Source organism: Anaeromicropila populeti, assembly GCF_900112775.1.
GTDB classification, from domain to species: Bacteria; Bacillota; Clostridia; order Lachnospirales; family Lachnospiraceae; genus Anaeromicropila_A; species Anaeromicropila_A populeti.
Genome location: NZ_FOYZ01000015.1, coordinates 39,190 through 56,908, shown reverse-complemented (window position 1 = coordinate 56,908; position 17,719 = coordinate 39,190). Strand labels below are relative to the sequence as shown.

Below are 17,719 nucleotides of genomic sequence, written 5' to 3'. Positions count from 1 at the left end.
TCTCCTAGCTTAATATTTGTTCACTATCCAAAAGAATTGTAAATGGTCCATCATTTATAAGGTCTACTTTCATATCTGCTCCAAATTTACCACTCTCCACTTTTCCCATTTCATTTTTACATAGTTCCAAAAAATATTCATATAATTCTTCTGCAATTCTGGCACCTCCAGCCTGAATAAAGCTTGGACGGTTTCCCTTTCTGCAATCAGCATATAATGTAAATTGTGAAACAACTAAAAGTTCTCCTCCTACATCCTTAAGAGAAAGATTTGTCTTCCCATTCTCATCAGCAAAAATACGAAGCTTTACCATCTTCTGAAACATTTTCTCTGCTATTTCCCTTGTATCTTCATTTGCCACGCCTAATAAGATCAGAAGCCCCTTGCCAATTGATCCAATACACGTTCCTTCTACCGTAACAGATGCTTTTTCTACTCTTTGTATAAATACTTTCATTTTATTATCATCCTTTTTTCATTTTTTTGCAATAAATAAAAGCTATCTTCTTAACGCATATAAAAAGGTGCCACACTGCAACTTTGCAAAATGGCACCCAGTTTTTATATAACTATCTCTATTCTTGAATCCCAGGAATCTTTGGAAGTCCATGAAAGCCTTTTTGCAAATCTTCGTCTGTTGGAATATAATCTGACATTTTTCCTGAACGATAAGAGTCATATGCTGTCATATCAAAATATCCTGTACCTGTTAAGCCAAATAATATAGTCTTTGCCTCTCCAGTTTCTTTACATTTTTGAGCTTCCTGAATTGCTCCTAATATAGCGTGTGCAGATTCAGGTGCTGGCAGAATTGTCTCCTGTTTTGCAAATAATACAGCAGCTTCAAATACTTTTGTCTGCTCAACTGAAATAGCTTCCATATATCCATCATGGTATAGCTTTGATAAGATTGGAGACATACCATGATATCTTAATCCACCTGCATGATTTGCAGAAGGTACATATTCACAACCCAATGTATACATTTTAGCAAGTGGTGTGATTTTACCTGTATCACAAAAATCATATGCATATCTGCCCCTAGTCAGGGATGGACAAGATGCTGGTTCCACTGCTACCATTCTTGGATTTGCTTTGCCTGTAAGTTTATCACGCATAAATGGAGCAATTAAGCCACCTAGATTAGAACCACCGCCTGCACAGCCAACTATTACATCTGGATATTCATCAAACATTTCCATAGCAATCTTACACTCTTCTCCAATAATAGACTGGTGTAATAATACCTGATTCAATACAGAACCTAATACATACTTACATCCTTCTGTTGTAACAGCTTTTTCAACCGCTTCAGAAATAGCACATCCCAAACTTCCTGTTGTGTTTGGATTTGCCTCTAAAATAGCACGTCCAGCTGCTGTGTTTGTACTTGGACTAGGATGAATCATTGCATCAAAAGTCTCAATTACTGCACGACGAAAAGGCTTTTGTTCATAGGAGCATTTTACCATAAACACTGTAAGAGGTATATTGTAATAGGCACATGCCTCAGATAATGCAGTTCCCCACTGTCCAGCCCCTGTCTCTGTAGTAAGACTTGTCAGCCCCTGTTCCTTTGCATAATAAGCCTGTGCAATTGCACTATTCAGCTTATGACTTCCTGATGTATTATTTCCCTCAAATTTAAAATAAATCTTTGCAGGTGTATCTAAATATTTTTCTAGATTATATGCACGAATTAATGGTGATGGACGATACATTTTATAAAACTCCTGTACTTCCTCTGGAATATCTATATAATGCGTTTTATCATCTAATTCCTGTTGTGCCAGTTTTTCACAAAAAACAGGATACAAGTCTTCTACCGTTGCTGGCTTAAAGGTTTGTGGGTTAAGCACTGGTTCTGGAAGTTCCTTCATATCTGCACGTAAATTATACCATTGCTTTGGCATTTGTTCTTCTGATAAATAGATTCTATGTGGTATTTTTGCCATTTCTTTGTCATCCTTTCAATCGCTTGTATTTGTAATTTAAAACCAATTAAAAAAAGCCCTTATCCCTCTTTGGGACAAAAGCAATTACTTCTGCGGTACCACCCAAATTGGCATAAAGCCCTCTCAACTATGTGTATCTCAACATTCCTGTTATAACGTGCAGGCACACGTCAGGTATTACTAGGCTGCGCCGTTCCTCCTGCCTTCCTAAGTCCATTCTGTCACCCTTGTTACTGCACTCACACCAACTGCAATTCGCTTAAAACAATAATGCTGACATACTACTCTTAGTCATTAGTTTACTTTTGTAATTATATAAAAAGTATACGGCTTTTTACTTAGTTTTGTCAATATGAATATCAAAGGAATTATAGGTAAATCCCCATGAACTAGACTTACCTATACTCTTTTACTGTTTTAAAATTTTATATAAAATGCGATATAATGTTTTCGCTTCCTCTTCCTCTAACGAAATACACGCGCCAATTTTTTCAGGAATCCCAACTGCATCCAGCTTTAGTTTTTCTCCCTGTTCGGTTAAATCCACAATTACATTTCTTTCGTCTGTTTCCAGACGCCGTCTTTTAATTAGCCCCATTCCTTCCAGCTTTTTTAAAAGCGGGGTCAGTGTACCAGAATCCAAATATAAATATTCGCCCAGCGTTTTTACATTTATACTTCTGTGTTCCCAAAGTACCATCATCGTTATATATTGTGTGTATGTTATTCCGATTTCATCTAAAAATGGTTTATACTTTCGTACAACTTCTTTTGCGCATGCATATAGAGGAAAACAAAGCTGATTTTCTAATTTTAATGCATCTGTGTTCATGCAACTCATCTCCTTGTCTTCATTATAGCATGTCATTTTATTGAATACAATTCTTTAAAATTATAATGTCTCCTTAATCTTTTCTTCGATAACATACATATATTCCGTCGGCTCAAATCGGGCTATTACCTCACCCTTTCTATTTATTAGAAATTTTGTAAAATTCCATTTAATATCTGCTTTGCCCGCATAATCCGGATCTTTTTTTGAAACAATTTGTTCTAGTAATGGCGTTAACTGATGGTCTGAGGAAAATCCTTCAAACCCCTTTTGTTCTGTTAAGTATTGAAAAAGAGGCTCCGCATCATCACCCTTTACATTAATTTTAGAGAAAATAGGAAATGTAATCCCAAACTTTGTGCTGCAAAATGTAATAATTTCCTCTGTACTTCCAGGTGCCTGGTTTTCAAATTGATTACATGGAAAATCTAATATTGCAAATCCTTGATCTGCATATTTTTCATATAAATCCTGCAATTCATCGTATTGTGGCGTAAAGCCGCAGCCAGTTGCGGAATTCATAATTAATAAAACCATTCCTTCATATTCCTTTAAAGAGAATTCATTATCATCCTTATCCTTAACTATAAAGTCATAAACATTCATCTTTTTTACCTCTTTTCCTTTAATAATTCTATAATGTCTTTTTCAATATTCTCTGGTTTTTCCGCTGGTGCATATCGTTTCACCACTTCCCCCCGCTGATTAATTAAAAACTTAGTAAAATTCCATTTTATTTTTGCTCCTAATATTCCCCCCTGTTCTTTCTTTAAAAATGTAAAAAGGGGATCTTCATTTTTTCCATTTACCTCTACTTTAGCAAATTGTTTAAATGTTACTCCATAGTTTAACTGGCAAAAACCCACAATTTCTTTTTCTGTGCCAGGCGCTTGATGTCCAAATTGGTTACATGGAAAGTCTAATATTTCCAGACCTTTTTGCTGGTATTTATCATAAAGCTTTTGTAGCCCTTCATATTGTGGTGTAAAGCCACAGCCTGTAGCTGTATTTACTACAAGAAGCAGCTTTTCCTTATAGTCTGCCAATGACACTACTTTACCCTCTGCATCCTTAACTTGATAATCATATATACTCATTTTGCACTTCTCCTTTATTTAATATTCACATTTGGTTTTATGCAATTTATTTTAACACAATTAAATCGCATTGTCAGTTATACAATTTAATTGTGTGCAATATATTTGTTGTGGCGTCATAAACAATATATTGACAAACGATATACTATGTGTTACGATGTATGTATGGAAAATAATTGTAAAATAGAAGAATGGAAAACACAATTAAAAAGAGGAACTTTGGAATACTGCATTTTACTACTAGTGAATAAGAGGGACTGGTACGGATATGAGATATTAATGGAGCTTAATAAATGGTCCTGTATCACCACGAAAGAAAGTACCATTTATCCTTTATTAAGAAGAATGTTAAAAGATGAATATTTGGACTCCTTCTGGCAAGATACCGTACAAGGTGTACCTTCCAGAAAATACTATTCAATAACTCAAAAAGGAAAGGATTATTTAGCACTAATGACATTGGAATGGGAGGATTTAGTTCAATTAATAAAAAGTTTGAAGGGAGATAACACATGAACCAAGATATAGACCACTACATTTCATCTGTTGATAAATATTTAAAACATATTCCAAAAGCAGAACGCACTGACATAATAAAGGAATTAGAAAGCTATATAGAAGATTTACAAAAAAATGAAGGCATCTCAGCAGATGAGGTTTTGAGACAGCTGACACCTCCAAAGCAACTAGCACTGGAATTCTTAGAAAAGTCTGTAAGTAAGTCAAACTCATTTGGAATAGAAAAAATTAGAAAGCTATTTTCATTATATATTTTAATTGGAATGACTAATGTATTTGTTCACCCCATTTTAAGTATTTTATCATTTTCATTATTAATATGTAGTGTTATGTCTGTCATTATGGGTGCAATTAAAAGCATTGGATTCTTGCTTGGATTTGACATCCCATATATTAAAATAGAAGTTGGTGCATATTCTTTGCATCCTCTTTTGGTTTTTCCAACATCTATTTTTTTAGGTGTATTATTATTTTTAATTGGTTATTTCTTATTGAAGCTAGAAATTAAATATGCACAAGCTGTGTCAAAAAAACGAAAAGGAAATGTATATTCATCTTTTAAATACTGAACCATCAACATACAGGCATTTCTATAAATTATTTCCTTATACATGTCCAGCATAGACTGTGTTCCATTTCCATATATATACTTATCAGGCCCTTCGGAATAATTGTAATTATCTAACATTTCAGCTAAAAGCAATGGCTGTATCTTGTCATAACTTAATTCAATTTCCTGTATAAAAGTATTATATCTTTTTATATCAACAAAATTATTCATAAAAAAACAATAAAAATAATCTGTAGAACTTAACCTGAATTATTCATGGTAATTCATCTATCGGTGCTTCGCACCGTATAATTACTGTATTTTCATCTTCTTATTACTTTCACTTAAAAAGTGAAACCAAAACAATAGAAAAAGAGTTCCTTTTTTGTTAAAATGAAGTCACCACAACACCATATTACAAAGGAGAAACTCTTTATGTATAGTTTAAGTGAACTTCGTTCTGAAAGCAATAGTAAGATTAAAATAAATTTTGATGGAGGTGATTTATCCTCCGATGCAGGTCTGCTCTTACTGAAAGAGTTTATCTGCAAAATCGGTCTTGACAAGCTGATTGAACAGAATTTTCAGACCAATGATAAAACTATCCGCATCCACAAGGATAACGAAAACTTGTTACAAAAAATATATCAACAGTTAGCAGGCTACTTTGCTGATGATGATTCTGATGAGCTGACTATTGACCCCATTTTTACAAATCTGTTTGATAAAGATTCTTTAGCATCTCAACCGACTATGTCTCGTTTTTTTAATCGAATGGATGATATTACTCTAATGCAGTTGGATTGGATTTTATATCTTCTCCGGAAAAGAATCTATTTCATTCGTAAACCAGAAATGGTTCTATTAGATATAGACTCTACCCTGTTTAATACTTTTGGCAAACAGGAAGGTGAGGGATTTAATTACCATTATTCTAATAATGGATATCATCCTTTGCTCTGCTATGATGGACTGACAGGTGATTTATTGAAAGCTATTCTCAGACCAGGAAATGTCTACACTTCAACGGATTGCTGTTCATTCCTAAAACCGTTACTGATGGAATACCAAGAGGATTATCCTGATGTGGCGCTATATCTGCGAGGGGACAGTGGATTTGCAGATCCAGATTTATTTGAACTGCTTGAAACCAATGGTACTTCCTATGCAATACGTCTAATAGCAAATGATACTCTAGCAAAACTGTCAGAATCTCTTGAAAGAGAACTTGATGAGATAACTGCTGACAACAAGGTAGATTATGCCGTTGTCTATGGAGAGTTTCGTTATGCTGCGTTAAGCTGGGGACAAACAAGAAGAATTGTCGTAAAGGTTGAAAAACCAGCTGGACAGCTTGTATATATGCATACCTTTATTGTAACAAACATGGACATGAAACCATCAGAAATCATCCTGTTTTACTGTAATCGTGGTAGGATGGAAAACTTCATCAAGGAATCCAAAAACGGGGTTGATATGGGTACTATGTCTAGTCGCAGCATGGCTATTAATTCTAACAGAATGCAGATTTCGGTATTGGTTTATAACATTTTCAACTGGTTTCGTCGTCTCGTGCTTCCTAAGTCTATGAGAAAGCTTCAGATAGATACGGTCCGTTTGAAGTTATTGAAAATCGCTGCTAAAATGGTGCATTCAGCCCGATATATTACATTCAAGCTTTGTAGCAGTTGCCCTTATAAGGAAGCATTTATCGAAACCTTGAAGAACATAAAGCTACTACCAAAGCTAGAATAAAAAATACTGTACATTGACAGTTTTAAAATGGTGATTTTGATTATCACAGGGATTTTATACCCTTTTTTAGGCACAGTATTAATAATTTCCACCATAATTGAGCTTCAAATATAAAGTTGGTGCGTAGATTAATTTTTTATAGCACTATGAATAATTCAGGCTTAATATTTTATTTTTATAGTACTACTCCTTAATTTATTTCTCAATACTTTTTTACTATTTAAGTCAAAGTGTCACTCCTTTTTCTTGACATTTTATATACCGATTGGTATACTCGATCATGTACCTGAATATAGTAATACGAAAGGTATTAAAACTTATGGATAACAGAGAAAAAATTTTAGAATGTGCCTTGCAGCTTTTTTATCAGCGTGGATATGATGCAGTTAGCATACAGGAAATTGTGAACCACGCAGGCATTACAAAACCTACCCTGTACTATTATTTTAAAAGTAAATATGGACTGCTTGAGAGCATTTTAGAATATAAATGTAGACCATTTAACGACCGTATCCGCAATTCATCGTTGTATTCAGCCGACTTGACGGTTTCGTTATGTGAAATCACAAAAATCTATTTATCGACTGCCACAGAAGAAAAAGAGTTCTTCTTTTTTATGTTGGCATTATTTTATTCCGCAAAAGAAAATGAATCCCATAAAGCAATACACCCTTATTTAACAGAACAATTCCAGCTTTTAAGCGGGGTTTTTGAGCGTTTTACTCCACAACTGGGGAATATGCGCGGAAGACAGGAGCAGTTTGCTATGGGATTTTTAGGTATTATTAACCTATACATTACTGTCCTGATTGAAAAAAATAATTTGAATAAAGCAATTACACAAGAACAAGTTGCATATTCACTAGTTCACCAGTTTATGCATGGTATATTTTCATAATTATTTATGAAGTGCAACGATAAGGAAGGAGATATTTTTATGGCATGGTATGAAAAAGCAGTCTTTTATCACATTTATCCACTAGGTCTGTTAAATGCACCGAAACAAAACGAAGGTGCCCAGCTTTGTGAACGATTACAGCTTTTAGAGGATTGGATTCCTCATATTAAGGAATTGGGATGTACTGCCATTTACTTAGGCCCGGTTTTTGAATCTGCAACCCACGGATATGACACTTCTGATTACAAAACGGTGGACAAGCGACTTGGTACTAATAATACATTAAAACATTTTATAGAGGCTTGTCATTCTGCTGATATAAGAGTCATTTTAGATGGTGTATTTAACCACACAGGACGTGGATTTTTTGCTTTTCAGGATATTAAGCAGCATAGAGAATCCTCCCCCTACACAAGCTGGTATAAAAACATTAATTTTTGGGGCAACACAGAATACAATGATGGATTTTCCTATGAAAACTGGGGGGGACATAATTTGCTTGTAAAGTTGAACCAGCATAACCCAGAGGTTATTTCTTACATTTGTGATGTCATCCGGTTCTGGGTATCAGAATTCGACATTGACGGTATCCGGCTAGATGCCGCAGATGTTTTGGATTTTGAATTTATGAAAGCACTGCGCCGCGTTTCCAATGAAGTAAAGCCTGAATTTTGGTTAATGGGTGAAGTAATACATGGTGAGTACTGCCGCTGGGTAAACCCTGATATTTTTCATTCCGTAACCAATTATCATTTACATAAGGCTCTCTATTCTGGTCACAATGACCACAATTATTTTGAAATTGCTCATACGGTAAAGAGATTAAACGACCAGCTTCAGGGTCATGCGAGTAGTCTGTATACTTTTGTAGATAACCATGATGTTGACCGGATTGCATCAAAAGTCACAAACAAAGCTCACTTGATTCCTATTTATTATCTGCTTTATACTTTACCTGGCATTCCATCACTTTACTATGGTTCTGAATTTGCTTTGGAAGGCAGAAAAATAAATGGTTCTGATGATCCACTAAGGCCAGCTCTCGATTTAAAGTCATTAACAGAAGAAATAAATGACGATTTCTTGCTTGGTTTAATCCGTAAACTAAGCACGGCAAAGGCAGAACATGATTCACTTACCTATGGGCAATATATTGAGCTTTTGCTGACCAATCGTCAATATGCTTTTGGCCGGTTTACCCAAACGGGAGGATGTATTACAGCCGTAAATAATGATGATTCTCCTGCTCGTATTGTAGTACCGTTAAAAGGACATGGCAGTAACGTAGTAGATTTATTTACAAACCAACAGATTTTATGCGAAAATGATAATGCCATTATAGAACTTAAGGCTAATAGTGGGAGGTTATTATGGATCAAAGGCTAATGGATTTTATTAATAAAGATCAGTATGAAGAATTACAAAAAGGAATTAACAATTGTCCTAAGAAACTTCTAGGACTTCATAAAATATCCGGTGGATATGTACTTGTTGTTTACCGCCCATATGCAAAATCTGTTAAAGCAACTGATGTTTCTGGATGTTCTAGATATTATCTAAAACCAATTGATGATGCTGGCACATTTGGAGCGTTTTTTGAAGAGCTTCCTTTTGAAAATTATCTGCTTGAAATTGAATATGGAGTAAATGACATTGTAATAACGGAAGATCCTTATAGCTTTTCATCTGAAATCGGTGAGCTTGATTTACATCTTTTTGGTGAAGGCAAACATTATGAAATATATAATAAGCTGGGCGCACATCCTGTAGTCAGAAATAGCGTTGAAGGAGTTTCCTTTGCTGTCTGGGCTCCACATGCCAGAAGTGTAAGCGTTATTGGTGACTTTAATATGTGGGACGGACGGCTTCATCCAATGAATCTCATCAGTTCATCCGGCATTTATGAATTATTTATTCCACGGGTACAGCCAGGTGCAATTTATAAATACCAGGTAGTGACCCGCTCAGGCGAAGTCCTGCACAAATCCGATCCCTATGCAAATTGCAGTGAATTAAGGCCTAATAATGCTTCTGTAGTTGCAGATATTACAAATTACTACTGGCAGGATGATTCTTGGATGAAACAACGGACTCAAAAAGCCCGTGTTGATTATTTAAAGGAACCAATAAATATTTATGAAGTTCATCTTGGATCATGGAAAAAACATAATGATAATGATGATAACGGATTTTACAACTATAGAGAACTGGCACATGAACTGGCTGATTACGTTGTAGATATGGGATATACCCACATTGAATTAATGGGGATTGCAGAATATCCTTTTGACGGTTCCTGGGGATATCAGGTTACTGGCTACTATGCTCCAACAAGAAGATATGGAACTCCTCAGGATTTTATGTACTTTATTGATTACATGCATCAAAAAGGTATTTCCATAATATTAGACTGGGTGCCTGCACATTTTCCTAAAGATGCCCATGGCTTAGCTCGATTTGATGGTGAAGCACTATTTGAGCATCCAGACAGCCGACGGGGAGAACATCCACATTGGGGAACATATATCTTTAATTATGGGAAAAAGGAAGTGGAAAACTTCTTACTTGCAAATGTTTTATTCTGGATTAAACAATACCATATCGATGGCATTCGTGTGGATGCTGTTGCCTCCATGCTTTATCTGGATTATGGTAAGCAAGATGGTGAGTGGCTTCCAAATGAAAATGGTGGACGTGAAAATTATGATGCCATTCTATTAATGCAGCATATTAATGAAGTAGTTGAGAAAGATTATCCTGGCGTTCTGGTGATTGCGGAAGAGTCTACTGCCTGGGCTGGCGTTACTGCTCCAGTAGACATGAAAGGATTAGGTTTTCACTTTAAGTGGAATATGGGTTGGATGAATGATTTTCTGGAATACATGAAACTAGATCCTTATTTCAGACAGTTTAATCACAACCGTCTGACCTTTAGTCTTATGTATGCTTACAGCGAAAATTTTATACAGGTATTGTCCCATGATGAGGTGGTTCATGGTAAATGTACTTTGCTAAATAAAATGCCAGGAGAGGATTTTGATAAGTTTGCAAATTTACGTACCGCTTATGGCTTTATGTATGGTCATCCTGGTAAAAAACTATTGTTTATGGGACAGGAATTTGCACAGCTTCGGGAGTGGAGCGAGGCTCGTTCTTTAGACTGGTATCTGCTTCAGGAGGAAAAGCACCAACAGATGCAGCACTATGTTAAAACATTAAATAAGCTTTATCTTAAAAACTCTGCTTTTTATGCAAATGACGCAGAACAAATTGGTTTTGAATGGATTGATTGTAGTGATGCCCAAAGCAGTATTATTTCCTTTATTCGCCGCGGAAATTCATCAAAGGATCAGCTTTTGTTTGTTTGTAACTTTACACCTGTTGAAAAAACGGAGTTTACTGTAGGTGTCCCTTGTCCTGGCAATTATACAGAAGTATTAAATTCTGATGCGTTGGAATTTGGTGGTCAAGGAAAAATTATTGGTGGCTCTGTTCATGCTGTCAAAAAAAGCTGTAATGGAAAAACTTATTCCATTACCTTTACACTCCCACCTCTTTCTATTGTTGTATTTCATTATCATTACCATTCAGGAAAGAAAAAGAAAAGATAAACTTTTTAAGAGGTTGAACTGCCGCACCTTACTATAGGTGCAGCAATTCAACCTCTTTATTATTGTTAAATTCTTTCTAGCAAATACAAAAGCCCCTGTACAATAAACCTAGGATGATCAAATGCTATTCCATTCGTCTCAATCATCTGAAATCTAGTATTTTTTAACACCCCACTGGTGTTTTCATATTTTGCTACCACTGCCGAAATACATTCCATTGTATTTTGATCGGTTAATATAATCTGATATATCTCTTCTTTTACTTCTCTTTCCTTTTCCTGAAACTGTCTTTCTTTCCTCAGCTGAAACGATACATCCCACCAGACCGCCTCTGCTGCATCATCACCAGCCTGAGCCTTTTTAGTTCCCTCCTCTATAAGTGCAATATATGCTGTTGTAACTACTCTGTCCCTTGGATCCCGTTTATATTCACCATAAGTAAAAAGCTGTTCCATAGGCACATCGGTAAGACTTGTTTCTTCTTCTAGTTCCCTGCGGGCAGATTCTATAAGATCTTCCTGCATATTAGCAAATCCACCTGGAAGCGCCCACATGCCTATACAAGGGTGGTTTCGTCGCTTAATCATTAACAGTTTTAATCCATCCAGCTTCTTTGTTAGTGTTCCACAATAGCTAAACACCAGAATATCTGCTGTTACACTTGGCTTCTTATATTTATCTGCATTATAATGATCTAAAAATGTTTCTAAATCTTCTCCATTCTCATTAACGGTTCCGTTTCCTATAAAAGGCGTTATATTTTCTAAAAATGCTGCCATTTTTTTCTTCCTTTCCAGTTTTCTATTTCTTTAAAATTGTTTCTATTTCAAAAATATCCTTTTTCGTTGCAAAAGTCAATCATATAAAATATAATCAATATATACAATAGCGTGTATATTCCGCTTGAAAAATGGGAGACCTTTAACATGAATGATTATATTTATACAATTGAAGAGCTTTCTTTAAATGCATGGCCATCTCATAAAATGGAGATGTACGATGGATGGCTCCTTCGCTTTTCGCATAACTACACTCACAGGACTAACTGTGTAAATATTATTTCTCCTTCCAAAATAGCTTTATCAGATAAAGTCCTTTTTTGTGAAAATGAATATAGGAACGAAAAAACACCTTGTATTTTTAAAATTAGCCCCTTAACCAATCCGGAAATTGATTCTTATTTAGATAAACAACAGTACAAAATAGAACATACTACAGAGGTTATGACCATGCCTCTATCCTGCTTTCATCCTTATTTAGGACATACTAAATTAGAAACCGAAGCAGAAACATTAGTTCAAGTTACTGACATCATTACGGATGACTGGATTCATAATCTTTTTCATTTAAACGGAACGATGGATCCAATTCATCGGAAAATTGTTCCTGCTATGTTTAAAGCAATACCAAAAAAGACTATTGTAGTGCGTATTGAAGATAACCAAAAAATGATTGCTTCTGGTTTAGGTATTCTAGACCGTGATCATATTGGCTTATATGCCATTTATGTTGATGCCCAGTATAGAAAGAGAAGTCTGGGCAATATGATATGCAGCCGCATTATTCAGGAAGCAATGCGGCACGGAGCCAGCCGCGCCTATCTACAGGTAGTAGAAGGAAACCACACTGCCAGAAAACTTTATGAAGGTCTTGGCTTTCAGTATCTATATACCTATTGGTTCCGTTCCAAACCTGTGTTATAATAAAATAAATATGAAAAAAGTAAGTGAGGTATTTTATATGTCTGATTCTTTAAACAATGAATTAACTACAGAAGAAGAAGCTGTGGAAGTAAAAGAACCAATACCTTCCATGGATGAATTTCAAGATGAGATAAATAGATCTTTTCGCTCTATTAACGAAGGAGAATGTATAACTGGCACTATTATAGGTATAACAGAAACAGAAGTTATGGTTGATTTGGGATATTATACCGAAGGAATTATTAAAGCAGAAGAAGCTAGCAATGATCCTTCTTTTTCTATTAAGTCTGATTTGTCACTTGGGGACTCCGTTACTGCTCTTGTTCTTTCTGAAGATGACGGAGAAGGTCACATTGTGCTATCCCTAAAGAAAGCAAAGGATGCTTTATCCTGGGATTTATTAAAGGAAGCAAAGAAACTAGAAACTGTATATACCTGTAAAATTAAAGAAATTGTAAATGGCGGCGTTATTACCTATGTTGAAGGTATCCGTGGATTTATTCCTGCTTCTCAGCTTTCTCTTGGATATGTGGATAATCTTGACCAATGGGCTGGCAAAACAGTAGAAGCTATTATAATTACAGTAGAGGAAGACAAAAGGAAACTTATTTTATCTGCTAAGGAAGTAGAATATCGTAAAGAGGCTGAACAGAAAAAGCAAAAAATCTCAAGTCTTCAGGTAGGTTTAGTGACTACAGGCGTAATCGAAAAGCTTATGCCATATGGTGTTTTTGTTAATATTGGTGAAAATCTCAGTGGACTGGTTCATATCTCACAGATTTGCGGAAAGCACATTAAATCACCAAAGGAAGTTGTTCAAGAGGGACAAGAAGTAACCGTCAAAATTATAGATGTAAAAGACGGGAAAATCAGCTTGAGCATAAAAGCAGTCGAAGAAAAGGCAGAAATAGTTGAGGACATTGAGGAGGCACCTATTGAATATATTTCTGAGGACACTGCTCCTGCAACATTAGGCTCTCTTTTATCTAAGTTTCACTTTGATTCGTAAGGAGGATTTATATTGAAAAGAAATAAAAGGAATGTTTCAGTTTTTATAATGGTTTTATTACTATTTATAACTATTACACCACCTGTAGAGGTTACAAATACTGTGTTGGCTTCCAGTTTGAAGGGAACCACTTATACCGTCTATTTTAATTCAAATGGAGGTACGTATGTTAGTCCAATTTATAATGTTCCCTATGGAACGACCATTGAACTGCCTAATACTCCCTATCGGTATGGGTACTGGTTTCGGGGATGGTATTCCAACTCCGGTTTAACGATTCCATTTGATATGATGACTAAGGTAACGGGAACCACTTATTTATATGCCAAATGGGAACAAAAATCATCCAATTATCCCGAAATTTTAACTCAAACTGTTTCTGACAGCACTGTTTCTGCTACCTTTACGGTGGACATAAACGGTCAGGATTATGGTTATGCAACCGAAATGAATATTTCATTAATTGATAAAAGTAAAGTAGAAGATGCTGTTCATGAAATTAATCTAACCAATACTTTTTTTGCTTTTGAACTTGATATCAAGGATTTGCTGTTTGATCCCGCCAAACCACTTCCTGTAAAAGTATCGATACCAAGTGGTTATGATAAAAGTTATGTTTCTGTATTCTATACTGCTAATCGCAAGACAATTATGGCTAAAATGAACGGTTATGTGAATACATCGAATCAATATGTTTTTGATGCCTACACGGATGGTTCTTATATTTTAATGGTATGTAAAGACGATGCTTCCACTGTAACAAACCCAACTGCTTACCTGCGTTTAACAACCCCACCCACTATTAGTGTAGATGGACAGGTTTCTATTGATTATGAATTTGTTAACTTTACAGGAGATGAATCCGAATATGACTTAATATGGTACTCTTCTGATACGGATATTGCAAGTGTTTCTAAAGATGGCATTGTTACAGGCAAGTCTTCTGGTACTGCAACCATTACCTGCTACTCGTCAGACGGAACCTTTACAGCGCAAACCAAAGCAGTGGTGAAAGGAATTGCTGTCACCTCCATTACTCCAAATGTTACTAAGAAAACACTAACAAAGGGTAAAAGTTTTCAGCTAAAAGTGACTGTAGCTCCAAGCACTGCAACCAATAAGAAGCTTTCTTATCGTTCATCTAATAAAAGTGTTGCAACCGTATCTAGCACTGGTAAGATAACCGCAAAGAAAAAGGGGACATGTACCATTACGGTGAAAACAACTGATGGAAGTAATAAAACAAAGAAAATTAAGATTACTGTAAAATAGATTTTTACCTTGTAAAAAGCGTCCACTACTCAATTTTTAGAGCATTGGACGCTTTTTATATTAAGAAAAATATCACTGCAATGCTCTATCATTTCAATTACTTCTGCTTCTGAACCATCTACTGACAACTGTACAATATTAGCTTTTCAAGTAAATAGCCTGTCCTAAGATAACTGTTCCAAATAATTTTTTCGTATTATCGTTTTATTGTATTCTTCAATAAAATAATATATGTAAGAAAAACCCAACGTATCAAATTCATCATTATTTAAGTCTCTTATCCCAATCATCTTAACTACACCATCTAGAAAATCATCATGTGTATCATTTACAGCTGGATATTCCAAATTACCTCGTTCAATTAATATTTTCACTGCAAATTCTCTCTCGTTCTCCGTTAATTGTTCACTGGTTTCATAGTATTCCAATAAATATAAATACACAATCGATAGACCCGCTAAAAAAGCAATCTTATAATTTAAAAAAGGTATATTTTCCTGCTTTGTTTTAATCCCACTCTTCAACTTATCTTCACTTAGAAAAGCAAGATATTTCAAATCAATTTTCATACAATCATATCTTACTATTTTATGCTGAATCAGAGCACTACAATAACATGACGCAATTTTATGGTGGCATATCAATCCATTTTTATAAACTCCTTGGTAATACTTTTCCTTAAGCTCATTTCTGCATTTATCATACTGTTTTAATATCATTTCTTTTTTACTGTCCACTATGCATAAATCAATTTGAGCGGCTACCTTTTTGTCTATCCTTTGAATCAACTGTGTTGCTATCTGTATTGTGACATTCCAAATAGCATCAAAAGTATTACTATTCATGCAAAATCACTCAATCCTATATTCTAAAACTTGTATTGTATTTAGACATTCTTTCATAAACATCATCAATGGCCTTTTCATGATTTATAACTTTGAATGACCTTAAAAGAAAAACATCTCGAATCATACTTTCTACTTCAGCTGCTACATTCTTTTTCCTATTGTTTCTTTTATACTTAATAGAATATTTAGGAACGATATGTGCTAACATAAAAAATATACTTGAAATTACTATAAAAATAACTTTTATTGCTAAATCCATAAATTTTTAATCACACTCCTTAGCCTGAAACCTTGTTTTGTACTTCCTGTATCCGGTAATCCGAAACATCTTTAATATGATATATATGCAAATTCAGTCCATAATAATATAGAAAAAATATAACTGAAAAAATAATACCCCCAAAAATATTATTTCCAAACTTCAAATATATTATATACGGAATGATACTACATAGTGACAATGAAATTAAAAATGTCCTTACTCCGTTTTTGAAATTTTCAAATAGAAAATACGATAAGAACAAAGTATTTAATGATGGCACCATATATGTAATTAGAATTCTAAAAAAATCTACAACTTTTATAGAATCACTAATGCATAAGTCCAAACAGGCAAAAATTGCCGTTATAATAACAGTAAAAATAAAGCTGCATGAGTAATAATCCGCTTTATTCATAATGTCTGCAATACTTTTTGTTAACCTCCTCACTACACTCCCCTTTCACTTTTTATTCTTTTATTATTAACTATAACAAGTATTATATTCCATTTTTTTGCATTTGTAAAGAAGTAAACTACTTAATGAACTAACTAATCTATTCATTTTCCACTCTGCTCAATACTCCTACTCTACTTCTTCCTCTACTATCGTTCCATACGATTCTTTTATCTCCGTGGTATAATAATCAGACAACCCATCTTTATATTCATCCAGTGAATTTTTGCTGTATCCCTGTATCTCTTCATTAAGCGACTTCATTTTAACATCCAGATAAGATATAATATCTGCACATTCCCTTAAATCATTCCGAATCCGTTCTGGTGCATTTCCTTCAAATTTGTAATAAATTTTATGTTCCAGACTCGCCCAAAAATCCATGGCTATTGTCCGGATTTGTATTTCCACCTTGGTGCTAATTACATTATTCGACAAAAAAATAGGAACGGATACAATCATATGATAGCTTTTATACCCATTTTCCTTTGGACACATAATATAATCCTTGACTTTAAGTACTTTAACATCATTTTGTTTTGCTATGGCATCTGCTATACGATAAATGTCAGATGAAAAAGAGCAAATAACACGAATGCCTGCTACATCATTCACATATTTAACAATATTTTCTATTGTTAACTCTCTGTTTTTATGTCTGATTTTCTTAGCAATACTCTCAGGTGACTTAATTCTTGATGTAATATGTTCTATTGGATTATAGCTGTGGGCTAATTTAAACTCATTATTTAAAATTTCAAGCTTTGTATTCATCTCTTTGAGTGCTGAATCATAAAGCAAAATTGCCTTGCTCCATTCTTCACTCTCATCATAATAAATTGGCAACTCCATATACTCTCTCCTATGTGCATCATAACAAGTAAATTATTTTACTTGTTACTATCATATCATAAAATTGTTACAAAAGATTGAACATCAAGTTATTTAATAAAT

18 protein-coding genes and 1 other annotated feature are annotated in these 17,719 nt (G+C 34.6%); of the genes, 9 read left to right on the top strand and 9 right to left on the bottom strand.

Annotated features, from left to right (window positions below):
• Positions 1–4: 4 nt before the first annotated feature.
• The 5 genes from dtd to BM305_RS15890 form a co-directional block, all read right to left on the bottom strand.
• A complete protein-coding gene (dtd, locus tag BM305_RS15910; protein ID WP_092563025.1) occupies positions 5–457 on the bottom strand; it encodes a D-aminoacyl-tRNA deacylase in 453 nt (150 codons plus the stop codon).
• A gap of 118 nt (positions 458–575) precedes the next feature.
• Positions 576–1,955, bottom strand: a complete 1,380-nt coding sequence (locus tag BM305_RS15905; protein ID WP_092563022.1) for a TrpB-like pyridoxal phosphate-dependent enzyme — start codon at positions 1,953–1,955, stop codon at positions 576–578.
• A gap of 67 nt (positions 1,956–2,022) precedes the next feature.
• Positions 2,023–2,259, bottom strand: a binding site (T-box leader).
• Positions 2,260–2,364: 105 nt separating this feature from the next.
• On the bottom strand, positions 2,365–2,787 hold the full coding sequence (locus BM305_RS15900; protein ID WP_092563020.1) for a MarR family winged helix-turn-helix transcriptional regulator: 423 nt from the start codon (positions 2,785–2,787) through the stop codon (positions 2,365–2,367).
• Positions 2,788–2,847: 60 nt separating this feature from the next.
• Positions 2,848–3,393 (bottom strand): glutathione peroxidase, encoded by a 546-nt coding sequence (locus BM305_RS15895; RefSeq protein ID WP_092563017.1) that lies wholly within the window; start codon positions 3,391–3,393, stop codon positions 2,848–2,850.
• Between the two features lie 5 nt (positions 3,394–3,398).
• Positions 3,399–3,884: a glutathione peroxidase gene (locus BM305_RS15890; RefSeq protein ID WP_092563014.1), complete on the bottom strand. Its 486-nt coding sequence runs from the start codon at positions 3,882–3,884 to the stop codon at positions 3,399–3,401.
• Positions 3,885–4,049: 165 nt separating this feature from the next.
• On the opposite strand from BM305_RS15890, the gene BM305_RS15885 reads away from it, so the two are divergent.
• From BM305_RS15885 to glgB, 6 genes are all read left to right on the top strand, one after another.
• Entirely contained in the window at positions 4,050–4,400 is a 351-nt protein-coding gene (locus BM305_RS15885; RefSeq protein ID WP_092563012.1) for a PadR family transcriptional regulator, read from the top strand.
• The gene (locus BM305_RS15880) at positions 4,397–4,972 is read left to right on the top strand and encodes a DUF1700 domain-containing protein (RefSeq protein WP_092563009.1); all 576 of its coding nucleotides are present in this window, start codon (positions 4,397–4,399) and stop codon (positions 4,970–4,972) included. The genes BM305_RS15885 and BM305_RS15880 overlap by 4 nt, the downstream gene beginning before the upstream one ends.
• Positions 4,973–5,388: 416 nt before the next feature.
• Positions 5,389–6,708, top strand: coding sequence for an IS1380 family transposase (locus BM305_RS15875; protein ID WP_092563006.1), 1,320 nt, complete (start codon positions 5,389–5,391; stop codon positions 6,706–6,708).
• 319 nt (positions 6,709–7,027) lie between these two features.
• Positions 7,028–7,606 carry a TetR/AcrR family transcriptional regulator gene (locus BM305_RS15870; protein ID WP_177214767.1) on the top strand — a complete coding sequence of 193 codons (579 nt, stop codon included), beginning with the start codon at positions 7,028–7,030 and terminating at the stop codon, positions 7,604–7,606.
• A 39-nt stretch (positions 7,607–7,645) separates the two neighbouring features.
• Positions 7,646–8,992, top strand: coding sequence for an alpha-amylase family glycosyl hydrolase (locus tag BM305_RS15865; RefSeq protein ID WP_092563000.1), 1,347 nt, complete (start codon positions 7,646–7,648; stop codon positions 8,990–8,992).
• A complete protein-coding gene (gene glgB / locus BM305_RS15860; protein WP_092562997.1) occupies positions 8,977–11,217 on the top strand; it encodes a 1,4-alpha-glucan branching protein GlgB in 2,241 nt (746 codons plus the stop codon). Before BM305_RS15865 ends, glgB begins: the two co-directional genes overlap by 16 nt.
• 65 nt (positions 11,218–11,282) lie before the next feature.
• Here glgB and BM305_RS15855 read toward each other — a convergent pair whose 3' ends face one another.
• Entirely contained in the window at positions 11,283–11,996 is a 714-nt protein-coding gene (locus BM305_RS15855) for an NUDIX domain-containing protein (RefSeq protein WP_092562994.1), read from the bottom strand.
• Positions 11,997–12,143: 147 nt separating this feature from the next.
• On the opposite strand from BM305_RS15855, the gene BM305_RS15850 reads away from it, so the two are divergent.
• Genes BM305_RS15850 through BM305_RS15840 form a run of 3 tightly spaced genes read left to right on the top strand, consistent with a single transcriptional unit; the run spans position 12,144 to position 15,201 of the window.
• Positions 12,144–12,920, top strand: a complete 777-nt coding sequence (locus BM305_RS15850; RefSeq protein ID WP_092562991.1) for a GNAT family N-acetyltransferase — start codon at positions 12,144–12,146, stop codon at positions 12,918–12,920.
• Positions 12,921–12,957: 37 nt separating this feature from the next.
• On the top strand, positions 12,958–13,929 hold the full coding sequence (locus BM305_RS15845; protein WP_092562988.1) for a S1 RNA-binding domain-containing protein: 972 nt from the start codon (positions 12,958–12,960) through the stop codon (positions 13,927–13,929).
• Between the two features lie 12 nt (positions 13,930–13,941).
• Positions 13,942–15,201, top strand: coding sequence for an Ig-like domain-containing protein (locus BM305_RS15840; RefSeq protein WP_092562986.1), 1,260 nt, complete (start codon positions 13,942–13,944; stop codon positions 15,199–15,201).
• A 164-nt stretch (positions 15,202–15,365) separates the two neighbouring features.
• Here BM305_RS15840 and BM305_RS15835 read toward each other — a convergent pair whose 3' ends face one another.
• The 3 genes from BM305_RS15835 to BM305_RS15820 form a co-directional block, all read right to left on the bottom strand.
• Entirely contained in the window at positions 15,366–16,046 is a 681-nt protein-coding gene (locus BM305_RS15835; protein ID WP_092562983.1) for a hypothetical protein, read from the bottom strand.
• 16 nt (positions 16,047–16,062) lie between these two features.
• Positions 16,063–16,308, bottom strand: a complete 246-nt coding sequence (locus BM305_RS15830; RefSeq protein ID WP_092562980.1) for a hypothetical protein — start codon at positions 16,306–16,308, stop codon at positions 16,063–16,065.
• A gap of 586 nt (positions 16,309–16,894) precedes the next feature.
• Positions 16,895–17,617: a GTP pyrophosphokinase gene (locus BM305_RS15820; RefSeq protein ID WP_092562974.1), complete on the bottom strand. Its 723-nt coding sequence runs from the start codon at positions 17,615–17,617 to the stop codon at positions 16,895–16,897.
• Positions 17,618–17,719 lie beyond the last annotated feature (102 nt).

What these genes read in the sequence shown, in the direction of transcription:
- BM305_RS15820 (WP_092562974.1), bottom strand. Translation starts at nt 17,617, where the DNA reads ATGGAGTTGCCAATTTATTATGATGAGAGTGAAGAATGGAGCAAGGCA.
- glgB (WP_092562997.1), top strand. Translation starts at nt 8,977, where the DNA reads ATGGATCAAAGGCTAATGGATTTTATTAATAAAGATCAGTATGAAGAA.
- BM305_RS15885 (WP_092563012.1), top strand. Translation starts at nt 4,050, where the DNA reads ATGGAAAATAATTGTAAAATAGAAGAATGGAAAACACAATTAAAAAGA.
- BM305_RS15905 (WP_092563022.1), bottom strand. Translation starts at nt 1,955, where the DNA reads ATGGCAAAAATACCACATAGAATCTATTTATCAGAAGAACAAATGCCA.
- BM305_RS15830 (WP_092562980.1), bottom strand. Translation starts at nt 16,308, where the DNA reads ATGGATTTAGCAATAAAAGTTATTTTTATAGTAATTTCAAGTATATTT.
- BM305_RS15835 (WP_092562983.1), bottom strand. Translation starts at nt 16,046, where the DNA reads ATGAATAGTAATACTTTTGATGCTATTTGGAATGTCACAATACAGATA.
- dtd (WP_092563025.1), bottom strand. Translation starts at nt 457, where the DNA reads ATGAAAGTATTTATACAAAGAGTAGAAAAAGCATCTGTTACGGTAGAA.
- BM305_RS15875 (WP_092563006.1), top strand. Translation starts at nt 5,389, where the DNA reads ATGTATAGTTTAAGTGAACTTCGTTCTGAAAGCAATAGTAAGATTAAA.
- BM305_RS15850 (WP_092562991.1), top strand. Translation starts at nt 12,144, where the DNA reads ATGAATGATTATATTTATACAATTGAAGAGCTTTCTTTAAATGCATGG.
- BM305_RS15865 (WP_092563000.1), top strand. Translation starts at nt 7,646, where the DNA reads ATGGCATGGTATGAAAAAGCAGTCTTTTATCACATTTATCCACTAGGT.
- BM305_RS15845 (WP_092562988.1), top strand. Translation starts at nt 12,958, where the DNA reads ATGTCTGATTCTTTAAACAATGAATTAACTACAGAAGAAGAAGCTGTG.
- BM305_RS15895 (WP_092563017.1), bottom strand. Translation starts at nt 3,393, where the DNA reads ATGAATGTTTATGACTTTATAGTTAAGGATAAGGATGATAATGAATTC.
- BM305_RS15880 (WP_092563009.1), top strand. Translation starts at nt 4,397, where the DNA reads ATGAACCAAGATATAGACCACTACATTTCATCTGTTGATAAATATTTA.
- BM305_RS15855 (WP_092562994.1), bottom strand. Translation starts at nt 11,996, where the DNA reads ATGGCAGCATTTTTAGAAAATATAACGCCTTTTATAGGAAACGGAACC.
- BM305_RS15870 (WP_177214767.1), top strand. Translation starts at nt 7,028, where the DNA reads ATGGATAACAGAGAAAAAATTTTAGAATGTGCCTTGCAGCTTTTTTAT.
- BM305_RS15890 (WP_092563014.1), bottom strand. Translation starts at nt 3,884, where the DNA reads ATGAGTATATATGATTATCAAGTTAAGGATGCAGAGGGTAAAGTAGTG.
- BM305_RS15900 (WP_092563020.1), bottom strand. Translation starts at nt 2,787, where the DNA reads ATGAACACAGATGCATTAAAATTAGAAAATCAGCTTTGTTTTCCTCTA.